This is a genomic window from Nocardia mangyaensis (assembly GCF_001886715.1).
Taxonomy (GTDB): domain Bacteria; phylum Actinomycetota; class Actinomycetes; order Mycobacteriales; family Mycobacteriaceae; genus Nocardia; species Nocardia mangyaensis.
The window spans coordinates 4,093,710-4,110,824 of the sequence record NZ_CP018082.1 but is presented as its reverse complement, the minus strand read 5'-3'; the positions used below and the strand labels follow the sequence as shown (position 1 = coordinate 4,110,824).

18 protein-coding genes are annotated in these 17,115 nt (G+C 67.7%); 9 read left to right on the top strand and 9 right to left on the bottom strand.

Going from position 1 to position 17,115, the window contains the following annotated elements; all coding sequences use genetic code 11:
- Positions 1 to 80 precede the first annotated feature (80 nt).
- The 9 genes from BOX37_RS18580 to BOX37_RS18540 all read left to right on the top strand — a co-directional run bounded on the left by BOX37_RS18580 (position 81) and on the right by BOX37_RS18540 (position 9,045).
- Entirely contained in the window at positions 81 to 1,079 is a 999-nt protein-coding gene (locus tag BOX37_RS18580; protein ID WP_071928769.1) for an acyl-CoA dehydrogenase family protein, read from the top strand.
- Positions 1,063 to 2,241: an acyl-CoA dehydrogenase family protein gene (locus tag BOX37_RS18575; RefSeq protein ID WP_071928768.1), complete on the top strand. Its 1,179-nt coding sequence runs from the start codon at positions 1,063 to 1,065 to the stop codon at positions 2,239 to 2,241. Before BOX37_RS18580 ends, BOX37_RS18575 begins: the two co-directional genes overlap by 17 nt.
- Positions 2,242 to 2,251: 10 nt before the next feature.
- On the top strand, positions 2,252 to 3,034 hold the full coding sequence (locus BOX37_RS18570) for an enoyl-CoA hydratase (protein WP_071931635.1): 783 nt from the start codon (positions 2,252 to 2,254) through the stop codon (positions 3,032 to 3,034).
- A 29-nt stretch (positions 3,035 to 3,063) separates the two neighbouring features.
- Complete coding sequence (locus BOX37_RS18565) at positions 3,064 to 3,564, top strand: MTB12 C-terminal domain-containing protein (protein WP_071928767.1); 501 nt, start codon at positions 3,064 to 3,066, stop codon at positions 3,562 to 3,564.
- A 248-nt stretch (positions 3,565 to 3,812) separates the two neighbouring features.
- Positions 3,813 to 5,159: an ABC transporter substrate-binding protein gene (locus tag BOX37_RS18560; protein WP_071928766.1), complete on the top strand. Its 1,347-nt coding sequence runs from the start codon at positions 3,813 to 3,815 to the stop codon at positions 5,157 to 5,159.
- Positions 5,159 to 7,279: a branched-chain amino acid ABC transporter permease gene (locus tag BOX37_RS18555; protein ID WP_071928765.1), complete on the top strand. Its 2,121-nt coding sequence runs from the start codon at positions 5,159 to 5,161 to the stop codon at positions 7,277 to 7,279. The genes BOX37_RS18560 and BOX37_RS18555 overlap by 1 nt, the downstream gene beginning before the upstream one ends.
- Positions 7,257 to 7,970, top strand: a complete 714-nt coding sequence (locus BOX37_RS18550; RefSeq protein ID WP_071928764.1) for an ABC transporter ATP-binding protein — start codon at positions 7,257 to 7,259, stop codon at positions 7,968 to 7,970. The genes BOX37_RS18555 and BOX37_RS18550 overlap by 23 nt, the downstream gene beginning before the upstream one ends.
- Positions 7,967 to 8,671, top strand: coding sequence for an ABC transporter ATP-binding protein (locus BOX37_RS18545; RefSeq protein WP_071928763.1), 705 nt, complete (start codon positions 7,967 to 7,969; stop codon positions 8,669 to 8,671). Before BOX37_RS18550 ends, BOX37_RS18545 begins: the two co-directional genes overlap by 4 nt.
- Positions 8,671 to 9,045 (top strand): hypothetical protein, encoded by a 375-nt coding sequence (locus BOX37_RS18540; protein WP_071928762.1) that lies wholly within the window; start codon positions 8,671 to 8,673, stop codon positions 9,043 to 9,045. The genes BOX37_RS18545 and BOX37_RS18540 overlap by 1 nt, the downstream gene beginning before the upstream one ends.
- Before the next feature lie 51 nt (positions 9,046 to 9,096).
- On the opposite strand, the gene BOX37_RS18535 is transcribed toward BOX37_RS18540, so the two are convergent.
- The 9 genes from BOX37_RS18535 to BOX37_RS18495 all read right to left on the bottom strand — a co-directional run bounded on the left by BOX37_RS18535 (position 9,097) and on the right by BOX37_RS18495 (position 16,986).
- Positions 9,097 to 9,909 (bottom strand): NAD(P)-dependent oxidoreductase, encoded by an 813-nt coding sequence (locus tag BOX37_RS18535; RefSeq protein ID WP_071931634.1) that lies wholly within the window; start codon positions 9,907 to 9,909, stop codon positions 9,097 to 9,099.
- Positions 9,910 to 9,914: 5 nt separating this feature from the next.
- A complete protein-coding gene (locus tag BOX37_RS18530; RefSeq protein ID WP_071928761.1) occupies positions 9,915 to 10,727 on the bottom strand; it encodes an NAD(P)-dependent oxidoreductase in 813 nt (270 codons plus the stop codon).
- Positions 10,728 to 10,755: 28 nt separating this feature from the next.
- Positions 10,756 to 11,259 carry a DoxX family protein gene (locus BOX37_RS18525; RefSeq protein ID WP_071928760.1) on the bottom strand — a complete coding sequence of 168 codons (504 nt, stop codon included), beginning with the start codon at positions 11,257 to 11,259 and terminating at the stop codon, positions 10,756 to 10,758.
- Between the two features lie 45 nt (positions 11,260 to 11,304).
- Entirely contained in the window at positions 11,305 to 12,963 is a 1,659-nt protein-coding gene (locus BOX37_RS18520) for a thiolase C-terminal domain-containing protein (protein ID WP_071931633.1), read from the bottom strand.
- 8 nt (positions 12,964 to 12,971) lie between these two features.
- Positions 12,972 to 14,333: a cytochrome P450 gene (locus tag BOX37_RS18515; protein WP_071928759.1), complete on the bottom strand. Its 1,362-nt coding sequence runs from the start codon at positions 14,331 to 14,333 to the stop codon at positions 12,972 to 12,974.
- Positions 14,334 to 14,345: 12 nt separating this feature from the next.
- On the bottom strand, positions 14,346 to 14,537 hold the full coding sequence (locus BOX37_RS18510) for a ferredoxin (protein ID WP_071928758.1): 192 nt from the start codon (positions 14,535 to 14,537) through the stop codon (positions 14,346 to 14,348).
- Between the two features lie 14 nt (positions 14,538 to 14,551).
- Positions 14,552 to 15,412, bottom strand: coding sequence for a mycofactocin-coupled SDR family oxidoreductase (locus BOX37_RS18505; RefSeq protein WP_071928757.1), 861 nt, complete (start codon positions 15,410 to 15,412; stop codon positions 14,552 to 14,554).
- 69 nt (positions 15,413 to 15,481) lie between these two features.
- The gene (locus tag BOX37_RS18500) at positions 15,482 to 16,186 is read right to left on the bottom strand and encodes an SDR family NAD(P)-dependent oxidoreductase (protein WP_071931632.1); all 705 of its coding nucleotides are present in this window, start codon (positions 16,184 to 16,186) and stop codon (positions 15,482 to 15,484) included.
- A complete protein-coding gene (locus BOX37_RS18495; RefSeq protein ID WP_071928756.1) occupies positions 16,183 to 16,986 on the bottom strand; it encodes a TauD/TfdA dioxygenase family protein in 804 nt (267 codons plus the stop codon). Before BOX37_RS18495 ends, BOX37_RS18500 begins: the two co-directional genes overlap by 4 nt.
- Between the last annotated feature and the right edge of the window lie 129 nt (positions 16,987 to 17,115).

Here is a 17,115-nt window from a genome sequence, read left to right as displayed (position 1 = left end):
CTTGGAGACTATTACTTTCTTCCTACGAGAATGTTATTCTCGCTGGGTTGTTCACGGTAGCTGGCAAGGAGGCCCTCCGGATGCTTGTGGAGTTCGACTCCGACCAACGGCTGTGGCAGGAGACTGTCCGCGCCGTTCTCACCAAAGAGTGTCCGCCCGCGCTGATTCGTGCGGTCGCCGACCAAGACGCCGATCCGGCCCCGCTCTGGCAGACCTATGTCGAGCTGGGCTGGACCGAATTGATCGCCGCCACCGACGCGGTAGAACTGGCCATCGTCCTCGAGGAACTCGGTCGGGTCACCGACCCGACGCCCTATCTGGCGACGATGAGCCAGTTCGCGCCGCTCGCGCCGGAGTTCGCACAAGGGGGTCGCCCCGGGACAGCCGTGTTCACCGGTGTCACCGTGCAGCGCGATGGCGCGGAGTGGGTGCTCAACGGCACCGCGCGCCATGTGCTCGACGGTGATCGAGTCCAGCAATACGCGGTCGTCACCGATGTCGGGGTGTTCGTCGTCGACGCACCCGAGGTGATCGCGCGGCGCACCGCGGTGTTCGACCCGGTCCTGCACATCGCCGAGGTCGGTTTCGCCGGGGTGCGGGTGGGCGACGACCGTCGCCTCACCGCGGTGCCGGAGCGTGCGCACCACCTCGCGCTGACCGGGATGGCGTTGACCACGGTCGGCGCCTGTCAGCGCATTCTCGACCTGGTACTCGAGCATGTGCGCACGCGTCAGCAGTTCGGTGTCGCGCTCGGCTCGTTCCAGGCGGTCAAACACAAGGCCGCCGACATGCAGATCGCCATCGAACGAGCCAGGGCGCTGGCCTATTTCGCGGCGCTGACCATCGCCGCCGATGACCCACGCCGCCGGATCGCGGCCTCGATGGCCAAGGCCGCTGCCGGTGAATGTCAATCCCTGGTGTTCCGCCACGGTGTGCAGTTGTTCGGCGGCATGGGTTTCACCTGGGAAAACGACCTGCAATTCGCGCTCAAGCGGGCCAAGGTCGGCGAGCTTCTGCTCGGCGGCGCGCACACGCATCGGGCGCTGATCGCCGAGGAGTACCGTGCAACTGACTTTTGACGCCGACGTCGAGTCCTTCCGGGCCGAATTCGTGGCATTCCTGGCCGAACACCTGCCCGACGCGGCGGTCGCCGGCGCGGACCGGGCCGGTTCGAGCGCCGACATTCCCGGCTGGGCTCGCGAGTGGCAGCGTCGCCAATTCGACAGCGGCTGGCTGCTTCCCGGCAACCCGCCGGAATACGGCGGCCGCAATGCCACTCTCGTGCAGCAGTACGTGCATCTGGAAGAGCTGTCCAAGCGGCACATGTATCACAGCTTCAACCCGCAGGGACTCGGCATCATCGCCGCTTCCCTGTTGTCGTTCGGCACCGAGGAACAGAAGAAGCGCTGGGCGGTCCGCATCCTGCGCGCCGAGATCACCGCGGCGCTGGGAATGAGTGAACCGGGTGCCGGGTCGGACCTGGCCGGTCTGCGGACCCGTGCCGTACTCGATGGCGACCACTTCGTCGTGAACGGCCAGAAGGTCTGGACTTCCGGTGCCCATGACGCCGATGTGCTGCTCACCTTCGTGCGCACCGACCCCGACGCGCCCAAACACAAAGGGATCAGCGTGCTGCTGATCCCGACCGACACCGCGGGCGTGACCCGGCGGCCGTTCGCGTCGATCTGTGGTCCGCACGACCTGGACTTCAACGAAGTGTTCTTCGAGGACGTCGTGGTGCCCGCGCAGAATCTGGTCGGCCCACTGCACGGGGGGTGGGGGGTGGCCAACGGTTCGCTCGGACACGAGCGCACGTTGCTGTGGCTGAGTTTCGCCGACCGGCTGCGGGAGCTGATCAGGGACTTCCGGCCCGAGACCGTCCTCGAGCGCGACCGCTACGCGACGATGGTCATGGACAATCAGGCGTTGCGCCTGCTCGGCTCGGCGGCGCTGGCCCGGGCCGCCCGCGGCGACCAGGACGTGGCCGCGCTGTCGGTGCTCAAGGTGTTCGGTTCGGAGGCGGTGCAGAGCGCCGCGGAGCAGACGCTGCTGGCGGCGGGCGCGGACGGGATCGTGCATCCCGCCGTCACCGCGCCGTTCAATCCGCTGAATCTGGACAACTTCTCGTGCAGCTGGTTCGAGCGCTATGTGCGCAGCTTCGCGGGCACCATCGCCGGCGGCACATCGGAAATCCAACGCAACATCATCGCCGAGCGTGTGCTCGGTCTCCCTCGGAGCTGAGGAGCTCGCTGTGTACATCCGCTACGAGGTCGCCGACAAGATCGCGACCATCACCCTGGATCGGCCGGAGGCGGCCAATGCCCAGAATTCGGACCTGCTCGACGAACTCGACGCCGCGTGGGTCCGCGCCGCCCAGGATCCCGACGTCGCGGTCATCGTGTTGCGCGGGGAGGGCAAGCACTTCTCGGCCGGTCACGATCTGAAGGATCGCTGGCCCTCGGCCGAGGACATCACCCTGGAGTGGATCTACCAGAACGAGAGCCGGCGCTATCTCGAGTACTCCCTGCGCTGGCGCAATGTGCCCAAACCGTCCATCGCCGCGGTCCAGGGGCGGTGTATCGCCGGTGGGCTGCTGCTGTGCTGGCCGTGCGACCTCATCGTCGCCGCCGACGACGCGCTGTTCTCCGACCCGGTCGTGCTCATGGGTATCGGCGGCGTCGAATATCACGGGCACACCTGGGAACTCGGTGCGCGCAAGGCCAAGGAGATCCTGTTCACCGGCCGCGCGGTGACCGCGACGGAGGCCGAACAGGTCGGCATGGTGAACAAGGTGGTGCCGCGCGCGGAGCTCGACGAACAGACCCGCGCGCTGGCGAGCCGGATCGCCACGATGCCCCCGTTCGGCTTGCGGCAGGCCAAGCGCGCGGTCAACCAGACACTCGACGTCCAGGGCTTCTACGCCGCCATCCAGTCCGTCTTCGACGTGCACTCGACCGGTCACGGGAACGCGTTGAGCGTGAACGGGTTCCCGATCCTGATGGCGCTGGACGAGATGAAACAGAAGATCGAGTGATCCGTCGCTCATGGAGAGAGGTACCACCCATGCGAAATACACTGCGCCGCAAGGCGATGGCTTGCTGCGGTCTCGTGGCGGTCGCCATCGTCACGGTCGTCGGCTGCGGCTCCGACGACGAGGAGGCTTCGAGTCCGTCGACCCCCTCGGCGGTCACCACCTCCGCTGAGGCGGCGGCCGCCGATCCGGCCACCGTCGAGTCGATCACCGATGCCTACCTGCTGTTCTTCGACGGCAAGGCGCCAGCGGACCAGAAGGTCGCGATGGTCGAGAAGGGTGCCGAGTTCACCCCGCTGCTGGAGGCGCAGGCGGCGAACCCGCAGGCGCAGAGCACCTCGGTCACGGTGGGTGGGGTGAAGCTGATCGATGCCGACAATGCCGACGTCACCTACTCGCTGCTCATGAACGGCGAGCCGGTGCTGCCCGATCAGACCGGTCAGGCCGTGCGCGAAGGTGGCCAGTGGAAAGTCGCCGCGGCCACCTACTGCGCGTTGATGGCGATCCAGGGCGGTACCTCGCCGGCTTGCTGAGGTAGTCGAAACAGTGTGGCGCTCAGCGGTGTACCGCTGGGCGCCACATGTGTGCACGGACGCCGCGTGCCTCAGTTCGCGAGCGATCTTTTGGCAAAGCGTTAACTTTATTCTCTTTTGATGAGAAGATGATTTCCGAATTGGAGAGCGTCGAACATCGGCACTCTCTTCGATGAGGAGCAGGGCTCGGCCGCCGAGCTTGTGTCAGGAGGACATCGGTGAGATCGCAGCGAATACTGGTCGCCTTGATGGCGACGACAGTGCTGGTGGCGGCCTGTAGCGGCCGCACCGGCAGCGGCGTGGAAGAGACTGTGGCGCCCGGCGGTGCGGCGGTGTCGAGTGATTTCGGTGATCTGGCGAATGTCTGCCAATCCGGGAAGCCGACGAGTTCGCCCGCGCAGGGGGTCACCGCCGAGCAGATCGAAGTCGGCGTGTTCACCGACATGGGCTTCACCAAGAACCCCGAATTGGTCGACGTCGCCAAGGTGTTCACCTCCTGGTGCAACGACAACGGCGGAATCAACGGCCGGACACTCGCGTTCAACGTGCGCGACGCGAAACTGCTCGAGGTCCGCCAGCGGATGCTGGAGGCCTGCCGCGAGGACTTCGCGCTCGTCGGCGGTTCGGCCGCGCTGGATTCCCTCGGCGTCAAGGATCGGCTCTCCTGCACCCTGCCCGAGTTCCCGTCCCAGGTGAGTCAGGTCGAGAACACCGGCTCAGACCTCCAGGTGGGGTCCGGTGCCTCCTCGGCGCGCCCCTACGACACCTACACGGGAATGCACCAGTGGCTGTTCAAGGAGGCCTATCCCGACTCCGCGGGCGCCGTCGGCATCATTGTCGCCGACTCGCCGGTGGTGAAGTCCATGGCGGACCGGTACGGGGAATCGTTGCCCGCGCAGGGCGCAGACCTGATCTACACCGATCTCTATCCCGCTGCCGGAGTCTCGGATTGGACGCCCTACGCGCAGTCCATCAAGGCCAAGGGCGTGAAGGGCCTGATCTTCCTGGGTGATTTCCGCAGCCTCGCCAAGCTCGAAGACGTGCTGACCAGCATGGACTACAAGCTGGACTGGATCGACGTCACCAGCAACGCTTACACCCCCGCGTTCCTCGAGCTCGCCCGCACCTCGCTGGCCGCCCAGAACAACTTCGCCGATCTGTCGGGGACGGTGCCGCTGGAGTCGGCCGACAGCGCTCCGGCGGTGCAGCGGGCGAAGGATCTGTTCGCCCGGTACGCACCCGACGGGAACCTGACCTACAACGGACTGCGATCGCTGGTCCAATGGCTGTTGTTCGCCAAAGCCGCGGCGAGCTGCGGCGACAACCTCACCCGTATCTGTGTCGTGGAGGCGGCTCGCGAGGAAACCGCCTGGACCGCAGGCGGATTGCAGGCCCCCGCCGACATGTCGACCCATACCGTGCCGCCCAGCTGCTTCAACGTGATGAAGGCGACCCCGCAGGGCTGGACGATCGCGGACTTCGCGCCCGACACCGGCCCGTTCCGCTGCGACATGCAACCCTACGTCTACACCAAGGATTACGGCCGTCCGTTGACGCTGGCCGACGTCGGTAAGAGCATGAGCGACGTCAAATAATGGAGCAGTTCATCGCTTTCGGCATCGTCGGGCTCAGTACCGCCGCGATCTACGCCATCATCGGCAGCGGCCTGGTCCTGACCTTCACCACGACCGGTGTCTTCAACTTCGCGCACGGCGCGGCGGGCATGATGTCGGCGTTCGTGTACTGGCAGTTCACCGTGGGCTGGGGTGTGCCGACACCGATCGCGGTCGCCCTGGTGCTGTTGGTGTTCGCGCCGCTGTTCGGGCTGGCCTTCGCGAAGGCACTGGCGCCGACCCAGGGGCTCGGCGATGCCGAGAAGCTGGTCATGACCGTGGCGCTGCTCAGCGGCCTGATGCTCACCGCGCGCTGGATCTGGAGTCCCGATGTGGCGCGCACGCTGCCGCGGTTCTTCGCCGATCAGCGACCACTGCAGCTGGGGTCGGTGACCATCACCTGGCATCAGGCGCTGACGATGATCGTCGCGGTCGCGGTGGCCGTCGCTCTGCGAATCCTGCTGTACCGGACCAGAACCGGCGCGGAGATGCGTGCCACCGTCGACGACCGGGCCCTGGTCGGGCTCACCGGCGCCGATCCGCAGCGAGCCAACCGGGTGGCCTGGATGCTCGGCATCGAGCTGGCGGCCGTGGGCGGCATCCTCATCGCGCCCATGGTGGCGCTGGACGCGGCGCAACTGTCGCTGTTGATCGTCAGCGCCTACAGCGCGGCGATCTTCGGGCGGCTCCGGAGTCTGCCGATGACCTTCCTCGGCGCGATCGTGGTGGGCTGCCTGGAGAGCTATCTCACCGGGTACCTGCCGCAGAACGAGTATCTGCCCGGATTGCGGCTGGCCGCGCCCGCGCTGCTGCTGCTGGTCGCGTTGCTGCTGTTCCCGCACGGACGGCTGCGCGGGCGTGATCGGCGGTTGAGCCCGGTGCCGCTGCCGACCGTGCGTGGTTCTGCGGTGTTCGCGGTCGTCGTCGCGGTGGTCGGGGTCATGCTCGCCACGCTGCTCAGCGAATCGGACCTGATCACCTACGGCCTGATCTTCGCCTTCGGGGTGATCGCACTGTCGTTCGTCCCACTCGCCGGTTTCGCCGGCCAGATCTCGCTGTGCCAGTTGAGCATCGCCGGGATCGGCGCGGTTGCCTACGCGCACCTGGGCCCCGACGGACAATGGTGGGCGCTGTTGGCCGCCATGGCGATCGCGGGCGCCGTCGGCGCGCTGATCGCCCTACCCGCGCTGCGGTTGTCGGGGGTGTACCTGGCCCTCGGGACCGCCGCGTTCGCGGTGATTCTCGACCGCTGGATCTTCACCCTGCCCTCGTTCGAGGTGTTCGGCGTGCGGATCGCGCTGTTCGAGCAAGGATCGGTGGATCTGGTCGGTCCCAGTCTGTTCGGGACCCCATTGACGAGCACCACCCAGGTGACGATCTTCGCGGCGGTCGTGCTCGGGCTGGCCGGGTTCGGGGTGGCGATGCTGCGGCGCAGCCGACTCGGCCGACGGTTGATCGCGTTGCGCGACAGTGAGGCCGCCTACGCCACCCTCGGCGGGAACCTGCTGGCGGCCAAGATGCTGGTGTTCTCGCTGTCGGCGGCGATCGCCGGACTGGGCGGAGCGCTCTACGGCATGCAGTTGCGGTCGGTGACCGCCGAACAGTTCGGTTTCGTCGCGGGCTTGCCGATCTTTCTGATCGTGGTCATCGCCGGGCTCGGCGCGGTCGGCAGCGGGTTGTTCACCGGCGCCGCCTATTCGGGGCCGCTCAACGCGCTTCCGGTGTTGTTCCCCGCACTGACCAACCTCGTGCACGTGGTTCCCGCGCTGGGCGCCATCGCGTTCAGCGGGGGGTTCCTCGGCCAGGGCGCGTTGGCCCACCTACGGCACCAATGGGCCGCGGCCCTGCGTGATCGGGTCGCGATGGCTGTGCTGGTCGGTGGGCTGGTGCTGCTGTGGGCGGCACGCCTGGGCGATGTCGTCAACGGCTACGTGTTCACCGCCGGCGCGCTGATCGCGGTCATCGTGGTGCCGCGCTGGGCGACTTCGCGCAACCGTCCGCCCGAACCCGTGGTGGTACCCGTCGAATGGCTCGGCATCGACAGGCCGTGGACCACAGCGGACAAGGAGGTGCTCGATCGTGGGATCGCAACTCGAAGTTGAGGCGGTCACGGTGACCTTCGGCGGTCACCGCGCCCTCGACCAGGCCGGGCTGTGTGCCGAGGCGGGCCGGGTGACCGGTCTCATCGGGCCCAACGGCGCGGGCAAGAGCACCCTGTTCGACGTGATCTGCGGATTGCGGCGACCGGTGACCGGCCGAGTCACGATGAACGGCCGGAACGTGACCAGGCTCGGCCCCTCCCGCCGGGCCGGACACGGGCTGGCGCGGACCTTTCAGCGGCTGGAACTGTTCGGTCGCTTGAGCGTTCGCGACAATCTGCTGGTCGCCGCTGAGCTCGGACGGCATCGGCGCGAGGCCGGTGCGATCGTCGACGACCTGCTCGGCAGGCTCGGCTTGGATGACGTCGCCGACACCTCCGCCGACGATCTGCCGACCGGCACCGGTCGACTGGTCGAGGTGGGCCGGGCGATGGCGGCCCGGCCCAGCGTGGTCCTGCTCGACGAGCCCGCGGCCGGTCTCGACCACACCGAAACCGAGCGGTTCGCCGCGCTGCTGCGATCACTGGCCGACGACGGCGTCGCGGTCCTGCTCGTCGAACACGATATGGGCCTGGTCATGAATGTCTGCGATCAGCTCTACGTGCTCGATCTCGGCAAGATCATCAGTTCCGGTCCGCCCGAGGTGATCCGTCGTGACGCCGCCGTACTCGCCGCTTACCTAGGAGAAGGATGAGCTCCACCCTCGAATTGCACGGTGTGCACGCGGCGTACGACGCCATCACCGTGCTGTACGGCGTCGACCTTCGAGTCGATGCGGGCACAGTGGTCGCGTTGCTCGGGCCCAACGGTGCGGGCAAGACGACCGCGCTGCGCGTCGCGGCGGGAGTACGGCCCGTCACGACCGGCCGACTGGTCCTGGGCGGCCGTGACGTCACCGGGGTCGACCCCCGCGATCTCGCCGCCGCCGGGGTCTGTCTGATCCCCGAGGGCCGCGGCGTCTTCCCCAACCTGTCGGTTCGCGACAACCTGCTGATGATGACCTTCACCGGCAAGACCTACGACGAGATCGAAGAGGTCGCGTTCCACCGATTCCCGATCCTCGCACAGCGTGCCGACCAGATCGCCGGCACGATGTCGGGCGGTGAGCAGCAGATGCTCGCGCTGGCACGGGGATTGGCCACCGACCCGGCCGTGCTGCTGCTCGACGAACTCTCGATGGGATTGGCCCCCTTGGTGGTCGAGCGGCTCTACGAACAGGTCGCCGAGATCGCCCGGCAGGGCGTGGCGGTGCTGGTCGTCGAGCAGTTCGCCGCCGCCGTCCTCGACATCGCCGACCACGCGGCCGTGCTGGTGCGCGGCCGCATCGAATACCAAGGGCCGGCAGACGACGAACTCCGTCGCCAACTGGCCGCACTCTACCTAGGAAGTCAGTGATGACCGAAACACGTGCCGACCGCTTCGCCCGCGAACTGGCCGAATTGAAGATCCCCGATCCCGCGGCGGGCCGGGGCAGTCTCTGGTTGCGCATCGGCGCGGGCCTGATGGTGTCCGGCCCGGCGCTGGCCGTGCTGGCCTACTTCCTGGCGCACAACACCTCCGATCCGCTCGCCCAGCGCGACGCGGTGGTGCTCGCGCTCGTCGGCGTGGCGCTCAGCGTCGTCGGCGCGGCGTTGTTCGTGCGCTACTCGTTGACCGGTGTCCTGCGCTTCTGGATGGCCCGCCAGTCCTACGACCTGGACCAACTCGGGGAACGACTGTCGCAGAGCCGGATTCCGCTCGATGACGATGCTGCCGCACCGGTTCGATGAGCCGCTGATCGTCGCCGGGACCGCGCCGGGTGCGGGCGGTCCCGGCGACGATCACGACTTGCGCTCGGTGTCGGGAAATTGCGCGCTGATCGCGCTGTCGAGTGTGCCCATGGTCGCACCGAGTTCGGCGGCCAGCGCGCGAACCGCCGCCACGTCCTTGCGGATGAACTCGCCGACCGAGGCGTTGAACGCGGTCACCGAACCCTTGGCCGCCACCGTCGCGGCGGCGCGGCTGGCTCCACTGGCGTGCTGCAGGGCCGACAGCAGGGTCGCTTCGTCGATGCCGAGCCGGGTCGCGAGTCGCACGGCTTCGGTGATCAGGCCGAGCTGGGCCGCGAAGAGCGCGTTGTTGACCAGCTTCACCCGCTGCCCCGAACCGACTGGACCCACGGGCAGCACCGGGCCGCCGTAACACTCCAAGACGGGCCGGGCGCGGGTGACGGCATCCTCGGTGCCGCCGACGAACAGCGTCAGGGTGCCCGCGTCGATGTCGGGCGGTCCGCCGCTGACGGGCGCGTCCACCACTCGGATGTCGCGGGTGGCGGCCTGCGTGGCGAGATCTTCGGCGGTTCGCGGGCTGCCGGTGGTGTGCACGATGAGTACCGAGCCGCCCGGCATGCTCGCCAACAGGGGAGTGTCGAGGCAGACCGCTCGGACCTGGTCATCGGTGAACACACAGACCACGACGGCGGCTGCCTCGGTCCCGACCGCGGCAGTGAACGACACCGGGTCGGCACCCAGCTCGGTGACCCGTCTGCGCGCGTCGCCGGATCGGCCGAGCGCGCGCACTTCGTGCCCCGCGCCGACGAGTCGGCGCACCATGGGAGCGCCCATCCGGCCCGCTCCGATGAACCCGATCCGCAGGGGAGTCACCGGGGGTGGCCGATCTGGCCCAACATGGCGTCGGCGGCGGTCAGCGCGACACCGACGTCCGCGTCGGCCCCGGTCGCGAGTTCGGCGAGCAGCTGGACGTCTTTGCGCAGGGTGTGCCCAGCATGGTCGCCGATGCGCGCCAGCGTGCCGGCCAGGATGCGACCGAGGGCGAAACTGTTGGCCGACCCGTGCGCGATCACCTCGCCCAGCCGGGCTTGGTCGACACCGAGGTCGCGACCCAGACCCAGCGTGCTCGCCGCGGTCGCGAGGTTCGCGGTGAACAGGAGGTTGTTGAGCAGCTTGGTGACCTGACCGGCTCCCACCTCGCCGAGATGGACGACCGGGTCGGCGTAGGTGTCGAACACCGGCCGGCACCGATCGATCGCCTCGGCCGGCCCGCCGGCCATGACCAGCAGGCGCCCCTGCGCGACGGCGGGCGCACCGCCACTGACTGCCGCATCGATCACCGTGACGCCCTGTGTCGCAGCCACTTCGGCGAGCTCGCGGCAGGTGTCGGGATGAATTGTGCTGTGCACGGCCACGATCGCGCCCGAGGCCAGTCCGGCGAGCACACCGTCCTCGCCGGTCAGGACATCGCGGATGTCGGCGTCGTTGCCCACACACAAACAGACCAGGTCGCTGGCCTGCGCGAGAAGACGGGGAGTTCGCGCGACCTCGGCCGCGGTCTCGGCGAACGGCTCGAGCGTGGCAGGCCTGCGGGCCCACAGGGTGGTTCGATACCCGGCCGCCACGATCCGCTGCGCCATCGGCGCACCTTGACTACCCAACCCGATGAATCCGACGCGCATCAGCGCACCTCCTGTTCGACTATGCTGCTCACGCAGTCTGTTCGGGCCGCGGACGCCAGAACAGCGCGAGCAGGCCCGTGGTCGAGACCACGGCGACGCCGAGTGCGATGCCGCCCCCGGCCCAGCCGGTGACAGTGATCCCGGCGGCGTGATCGATCGAGAGACGGCCCGGCCCGACGAAAGCGAGGGCCAGCGCGACCACCGCCAGCACCAGCACGTACTCGTATCCCTCGTGGAAGACGAAGAAGCCGTTCGCCCGGTGGGCGAGCAGCCCGGCGACGAGCATCACCGCGATCACCGCCGCGCAGGCCAGCGGTGTGCCGAGGCCGAGGATCAGCAGTACGCCGGCCCCGATCTCGGTGAACACACTCGCCCACGCCTGCAAGACGCCGTTGCGCAGGCCGAGCCCGCCGAACCATCGGGCGGTGCCGGCGATTCGGCCACCACCGAGCCAGTGGTTGACTCCGTGCGCGATCATCGTGGCGCCGACCACCAGCCGGAGCAGGGTCGGGGCCACATCGGTCACATCCATGGGTTCACTTCCTGAGCCAGCGCGGAATGGCTCGGTCGAATCGGGTCAGGTCTGGCTGGTCAGCAGGAGGACGCCGCTGGGGGTCAGACCGCCGCTGCTGGTCACCGCGACGCGTGCGTCGGCGACCTGCCGGGGACCGGCCTCGCCACGCAGCTGGCTGACCGCCTCGTGCAACAACCCCATGCCGTGGGTACGGCCGTGGGACAGCTGACCACCGTGGGTGTTGAGCGGCAGCAGTCCGTCGCGCGCGATGTTCTTGCCGCCGTCGAGGAAGTCCTTGGCCTCGCCGATGCCGCAGAAGCCGAGGGCTTCGATCCAGGACAGGCAGTTGAAGCTGAACCCGTCGTAGAGTTCGGCGACATCGACATCGGCGGGGCGCAGCGAGGTGCGCGACCACAGGTGCGCGGCTTGACCGAGAACCTGTGGTTCATGGGTGAGGGTGCTCTGGTCCCACTCGATGCGCTCGAGGATCTGGGTACCCACCGCGGCCACCCGCACCGGCGGTTTGGCCAGGTCCGGGGTGGTGTCGATCGCCGAAACCAGCACGGCGACCGCGCCGTCGCAGGGAACGTCACAGTCGAAGAGACCGAACGGGGTGGTGACCGGTCTGGCCTCCAGGTAGTCCTGCATTGTCATCGGATCGCGATACACCGCGGTCGGATTCAGTTCGGCGTTGGCTCGCTGGTTGAGCGCGATCCAGCCCAACGTCTCCCGCGTGGTGCCGTAGCGGTGGAAATGTCGTTGCGCGTTCTGCGCCAACGTGTGCGCGGCCGAGGTGGCGCCGAAGGGCATCATCCAACTGGTGGTCCGTCCGCTCGCCGGCGTGATCTTGCCGGCGCGGATCAACTCGTTGTAGGTGGCTTCCCAGACGGTCCGGAAGCACAGCACGTGCCTGGCCAGGCCGCCGGCGACGGCCAGCATCGCCGCGATCACCGACCCACCGGGACCGAAGGTCTCGAAACCGCCGTTGTACCAGGTCGGGCGAAGTCCGAGTGCGGCCTCGAGCGCGCTCACCCCGCCCTCGCCGAAACCGCCGACATTGCCGCCACCGGGGTAGGTCGACAGGCCGTCGATGTCGGCCATGGTGAGCCCGGCATCGGCGACCGCGCGCTCGCAGGCCTGAATCGTCAGCGACAGCGGCGAGACCATCAGGCGCCGACCGATCTCCGACATCCCGATGCCGGTGATGGCGACCTTGTCCTCGAACTTGTCTCGACCGATCATCGGCCGTACGTGCTCACCGAACCGGTGCGGTTCGATCTCGTCGGTGGGCAGGGGCGCGGGTTCGGGCTGTTCGTCGGTGGGCCGGAACAGCGGCAACCACACCTCCGCGTCCTGCTCGAAGACGACCGTCATCCGCATCCCCAGCACGAGATCGGCCGGATCGCAGCCCACGATGTTGGTGGTGAGCCGGACCCGGGGATCCTCCTCGACGGCGACCTGCGCCACGATGTACGGCGCGGTCAGCCCTGGTACCCCGAACCGATGGTTGACGGTGAAGCCGATGAGCGTGGCGAAGCCGGAGACATCGCGGACACCGAGGGTGTGCCCGCGGCAGTATCGGCACACCGGCTGTGGTGGATGGATCAGGGCCGCGCACTGTCGGCACTCCTGGATCCGCAGGCGCCCGTCGGCGCCTGCGGTCCAGAAGAACTCGTTCTCCGCCGTCACCAGGGGCAGCGGCCGCCCTGATGCCTCGGCGATCTCGTCGCTCACGATGTGCTGGTGTCCTTGTGGGCCGTGACGGGTGCGGCGAGCTGTTGTTCGTCACACATCGCCTGGAGCTTCGCCAGCGTCTCGTCGAGTCCGACCCCGAGCCGCGGGCCCGGGGTGAAGGTCGCCGGGAGGTGGCGCATGCCCTGGATGATCGCGATGGTGTCGTAGTGCACCGTGGTCTCGGGATCGCAGCGGAAGTCCGGCATCCGGTCGAGAACCGCGAGCAGCATGCGCTTGAACACGGTGCGGGCCACGTTCGAGCCGATGCAGCGGTGGATGCCGAGCCCGAAGCTGTAGTGCCGGTTGCGCCGTCGGTCCAGGATGACCTCGTTCGGGTCCTCGAAGACCGCCGGATCCCGATTGGCCATCGCCCACGACAGCCACACCCGGTCGCCTTCCTTGAACTCGGTGCCGACGACCTCGCAGTCCTCGGCGATCGTGCGCCCGTCACCCGGTGCGGGTGTGTAGTAGCGCAGGAATTCCTCGGTGGCGGAGTCGAGGAGGTCGTCGCGTTCCCGGCTCAGCATTTCGCGCTGATCCGGGTTCTCCGACAGCCACTCCAGGGCGTGCGCGGTGAGCGCGGTGGTGGTGTCGAAGCCACCGCCGATGAGCAGGCCGAGCATGCCCAGCATTTCCAGATCGGGGAGCGGCTCACCGTTCATCGTCGCGTTGTTGATCGCGTTGATCAGGCCGGGACGCGGATTCTCCCTGATCTCGAACAGATTCTGCAGCAGGTCGATTCCCATCGTGCGGTGCATCTCCGCCACCTGTGGATACTCCGGGGAGTCCGGTGGTGTGTACACCGACGCGTGGGCCGGCTCGTTGTAGATCGTCCATTTCGCGAGCGGGATACCCAACATGCCCAGGGTCAGCACGGCGGGCACGATATTGGCGAGATCGTCGACGAAATCGATGTGGCCCGACTCGATCTTCTCATCGAGCGCGGCCCGCACGACCTCGTCGATGAACGGGATCCACCGGGCGACGGCGGCGGGGGAGAGATAGGGGTTCAGCACCGAGCGCACCTCGCGATGCTCGGGCTCGTCCATCTCCAGGATGCCGCCCCGAACCCCGCTGGCCCGTGGTGCTTTCGGGATGGAGATGCCCTTGTATCCGCGCCGCACCCCGGCGGTATCGTGGTCGTTGGAGATGTGCGGGCAGCGGGCGAGCTCGAAGACCTCGCGGTTGCCCGCAGCGACCCAGTGCCCGTCGTGGGTGTCGGACCAGGCGATCGGGCACTGGTCCTGCATGGCCTCGGTGGTCGCGGTGAATTCGTCCCGATATCCGGGGGCGAATCTATCGAACGAGAATCGGGGTTTCTTCCGTGCTTCGTCGGTCGCTACATCGTCGGCGGTCATGGCGGTGTCCTCTCAGGAAATAGCGATCGCACGTTCCGGGCAGGAGTGAGCTGCTTCGCGCACCTTCTCCTCCTGATCGGGTGCGACATTCTCGCTGACAGGCGACGAATGACCGTCGATCTCGCTCAGCTCGAATGATTGGGGAGCGGTCATCGCGCACAGCGTGTGGCCTTGGCAGCGCGTGGAATCGACTCGAACCTTCACGGCGGGAATTCCTTTCAGGCGTGGTAGTCGTACCACTTCAGATATCCGCCCGCGTCCACCCGAAGCTGGGCGCCGGTGATGAATCGGGACTCGTCGGAGGCGAGGAACAACACCGCGTCGCTGATGTCCTCGGGCTCGACATAGGGAACCGGCATGGCCTGCATGGCGTGGAAGGCGGGTTCGGCGTCCGCGCGGGTCGGCTGCTCGAGATCGGGCCGGAACGAGCGGTACATCGGCTCGCTCTGCAACATCGGGGTGTTGCAGTTCGTCGGGTGAATGACGTTGGCGCGGATGCGCTTCGCCGCGATATGAGTGGCGAGCTCGTGCACGACCATCGACAGCGCGCGCTTGGCGACCATGTAGGCGACGCCGCCGGGGTCCTTGCCCGGCTGGTCGACCTTGCTGACATCCATCAGCGCGGCGAGGGATCCGGTGGCGATGATCGACGCGCCGGCTTCCAGATGCGGCAGCCCGGCGTGGATGGCGTTGAGCACACCGACCAGGTTGGTGTCGAGCACATCGGTCCAGGCCTGCCACTGCGGCTCGCCCTTCATCCCGGCAACACCGGCCTGGGCCACCACGATGTCGAGGCGGCCCAGTTCCTCGACGCCGCGGGCGACGGCGTCGCGCATCTGCGCGGCGTCGCGCACATCGGCCTGGATGGTGACGATGCGCCGCCCCGACTTCTCGACCAGGCGAGCCGTTTCGTCCAGATCCTCCGGACGTGAGAGCGGATATTGAATGGAGTCGATGTCCTGGCAGAGATCGACGGCGATGATGTCGGCGCCCTCGGCGGCCAAGCGCACCGCGTGACTGCGGCCCTGGCCTCGTGCGGCTCCGGTGATAAAGGCGACCTTGCCCTCAACGCGTCCCACGGGAATTCCCTTCGATAGGTGTTCGAGTGCCCACCGGAAGCGGTGAGCACTGGTGTATTGGTGTGGCGGCTAGGTGTTGCGGCCGCCATTGACGCCGAGGATCTGCCCGGTGATGTACCCGGCGCTCTCGGAGATCAGGAAGGAACACGCGGCGGCGATGTCCTCTGGTTGGCCCACCCGGCGCACCGGGGTGCGCCGAATGTGGTCGTCGATCGTTCCCCCGAGCCGATCGGCCGCTTCGGCCTTGCGCAGCATCGGGGTGTCGATGAAACCTGGCGGGATGGCGTTGACCGTGATGCCCACGGGGCCGAGCTCGAGCGCCAAGGATTTCGTCAGCCCGTTCACCGCGGACTTGGCCGAGACATAGTGGGCCATGAATGGCTGACCCGAGTGCGTGCTCGACGAGGAGATGTTGACGATGCGACCCCAGTGGGCCGCGAGCATGTCGGGCAGGACTGCTTGCACGCAGTGGTAGACGCCGTTCAGATTGACGTCGATCACACGCTGCCACTGCGCGAAGTCGATATCGATGAACCGGCCGGTGCCATCCAGTCCCGCAGCGTTGACCAGGATCGTCACCGGGCCGAACTCGGTGCGGATCGTGTCGAGGGCAGCGCGCACCTGGTCGGGGTCGGCGACATCGGCGGCATAGGCGAACTCGGTCTCGGTCGGCCGTAGATCGAGGGTGGCGACGCGGTGCCCGTCGGCCCTGAGTTGTTGTGCGACAGCGAGCCCGATGCCCGAGCCGCCGCCGGTGACCACTGCGGTCCTCACGCCCACGCCTCCTCGCCGGCGAGGGTGGTCCGGTGCAGTTCGCGTTCGGAGGAGGCCTGATACGGCAGAGCCCGATGCAGGATTCCGGTGTTGTCCCAGATCACCAGGTCGCCGACGGTCCAGTCATGGGTGTAGCCGAAGCGCTCCTGAGTCGACCAGTCGAGCAATTCGTCGAGCAGCGCCCGGCTCTCGTCGGGAGCCATGCCGACGATGTGATCGGCGGTGGCGCCGATCACCAGGGACTTGCGGCCGTCCTTGCGCGCCCAGACCAGATCCGTCTCGTGGGTCGGCTGGGTACGCCAGTCCGCGACCTGCTCGGGTGTCGGATCGGGATGCACCAGGCGCTGGGATGCCTCGAAACTGTGCACCACCCGCAGGCTTTCGTAGCGCTTGCGGTCCGCGGCGGGGAGGTTCTCGTAGGCGGCGTAGGTGCTGGCGAACTGCGTGCCGCCGCCTTCCATGGCGACGTGGCGGGCCGTGAGCACGGTGGCTTTGGCGGGTACCGCGTTGGTGGTGTCGTCGATGTGCCAGAAGAAGGTGCCCTCGAGATATTTGGCCGCCCGATTCTTCGCGGGATCGAGCGTGATCGTGAAGATCTCCCGGCCGCCGGGGGCCAGCACCGTGCCCAGCTCGCGGCAGAACGCGAGCTGGGCCTCGTCGTCGAGGTGCAGACCGCGCACGACCAGCACACCGCGCCATTTCAGCGCCTCGAGGCACCGGCTGACCACTGTGTCGTCGTGCAGATCGGCGACGCCGGTGACCGCCACCCCGATCGCGGGTCGCAGCGCTGTAGTGTGCATCACAAGAATCTCCCTTCCGGTTGCGAGAACCGTACTCTCGCCGAGAGTGCCTCCGCAAGAGCTGATGACGTGCTTTTGGCGATGATCTGCCGCCAATCGGCCGCTCGGTCGCGGCATTCGGCTCGTATG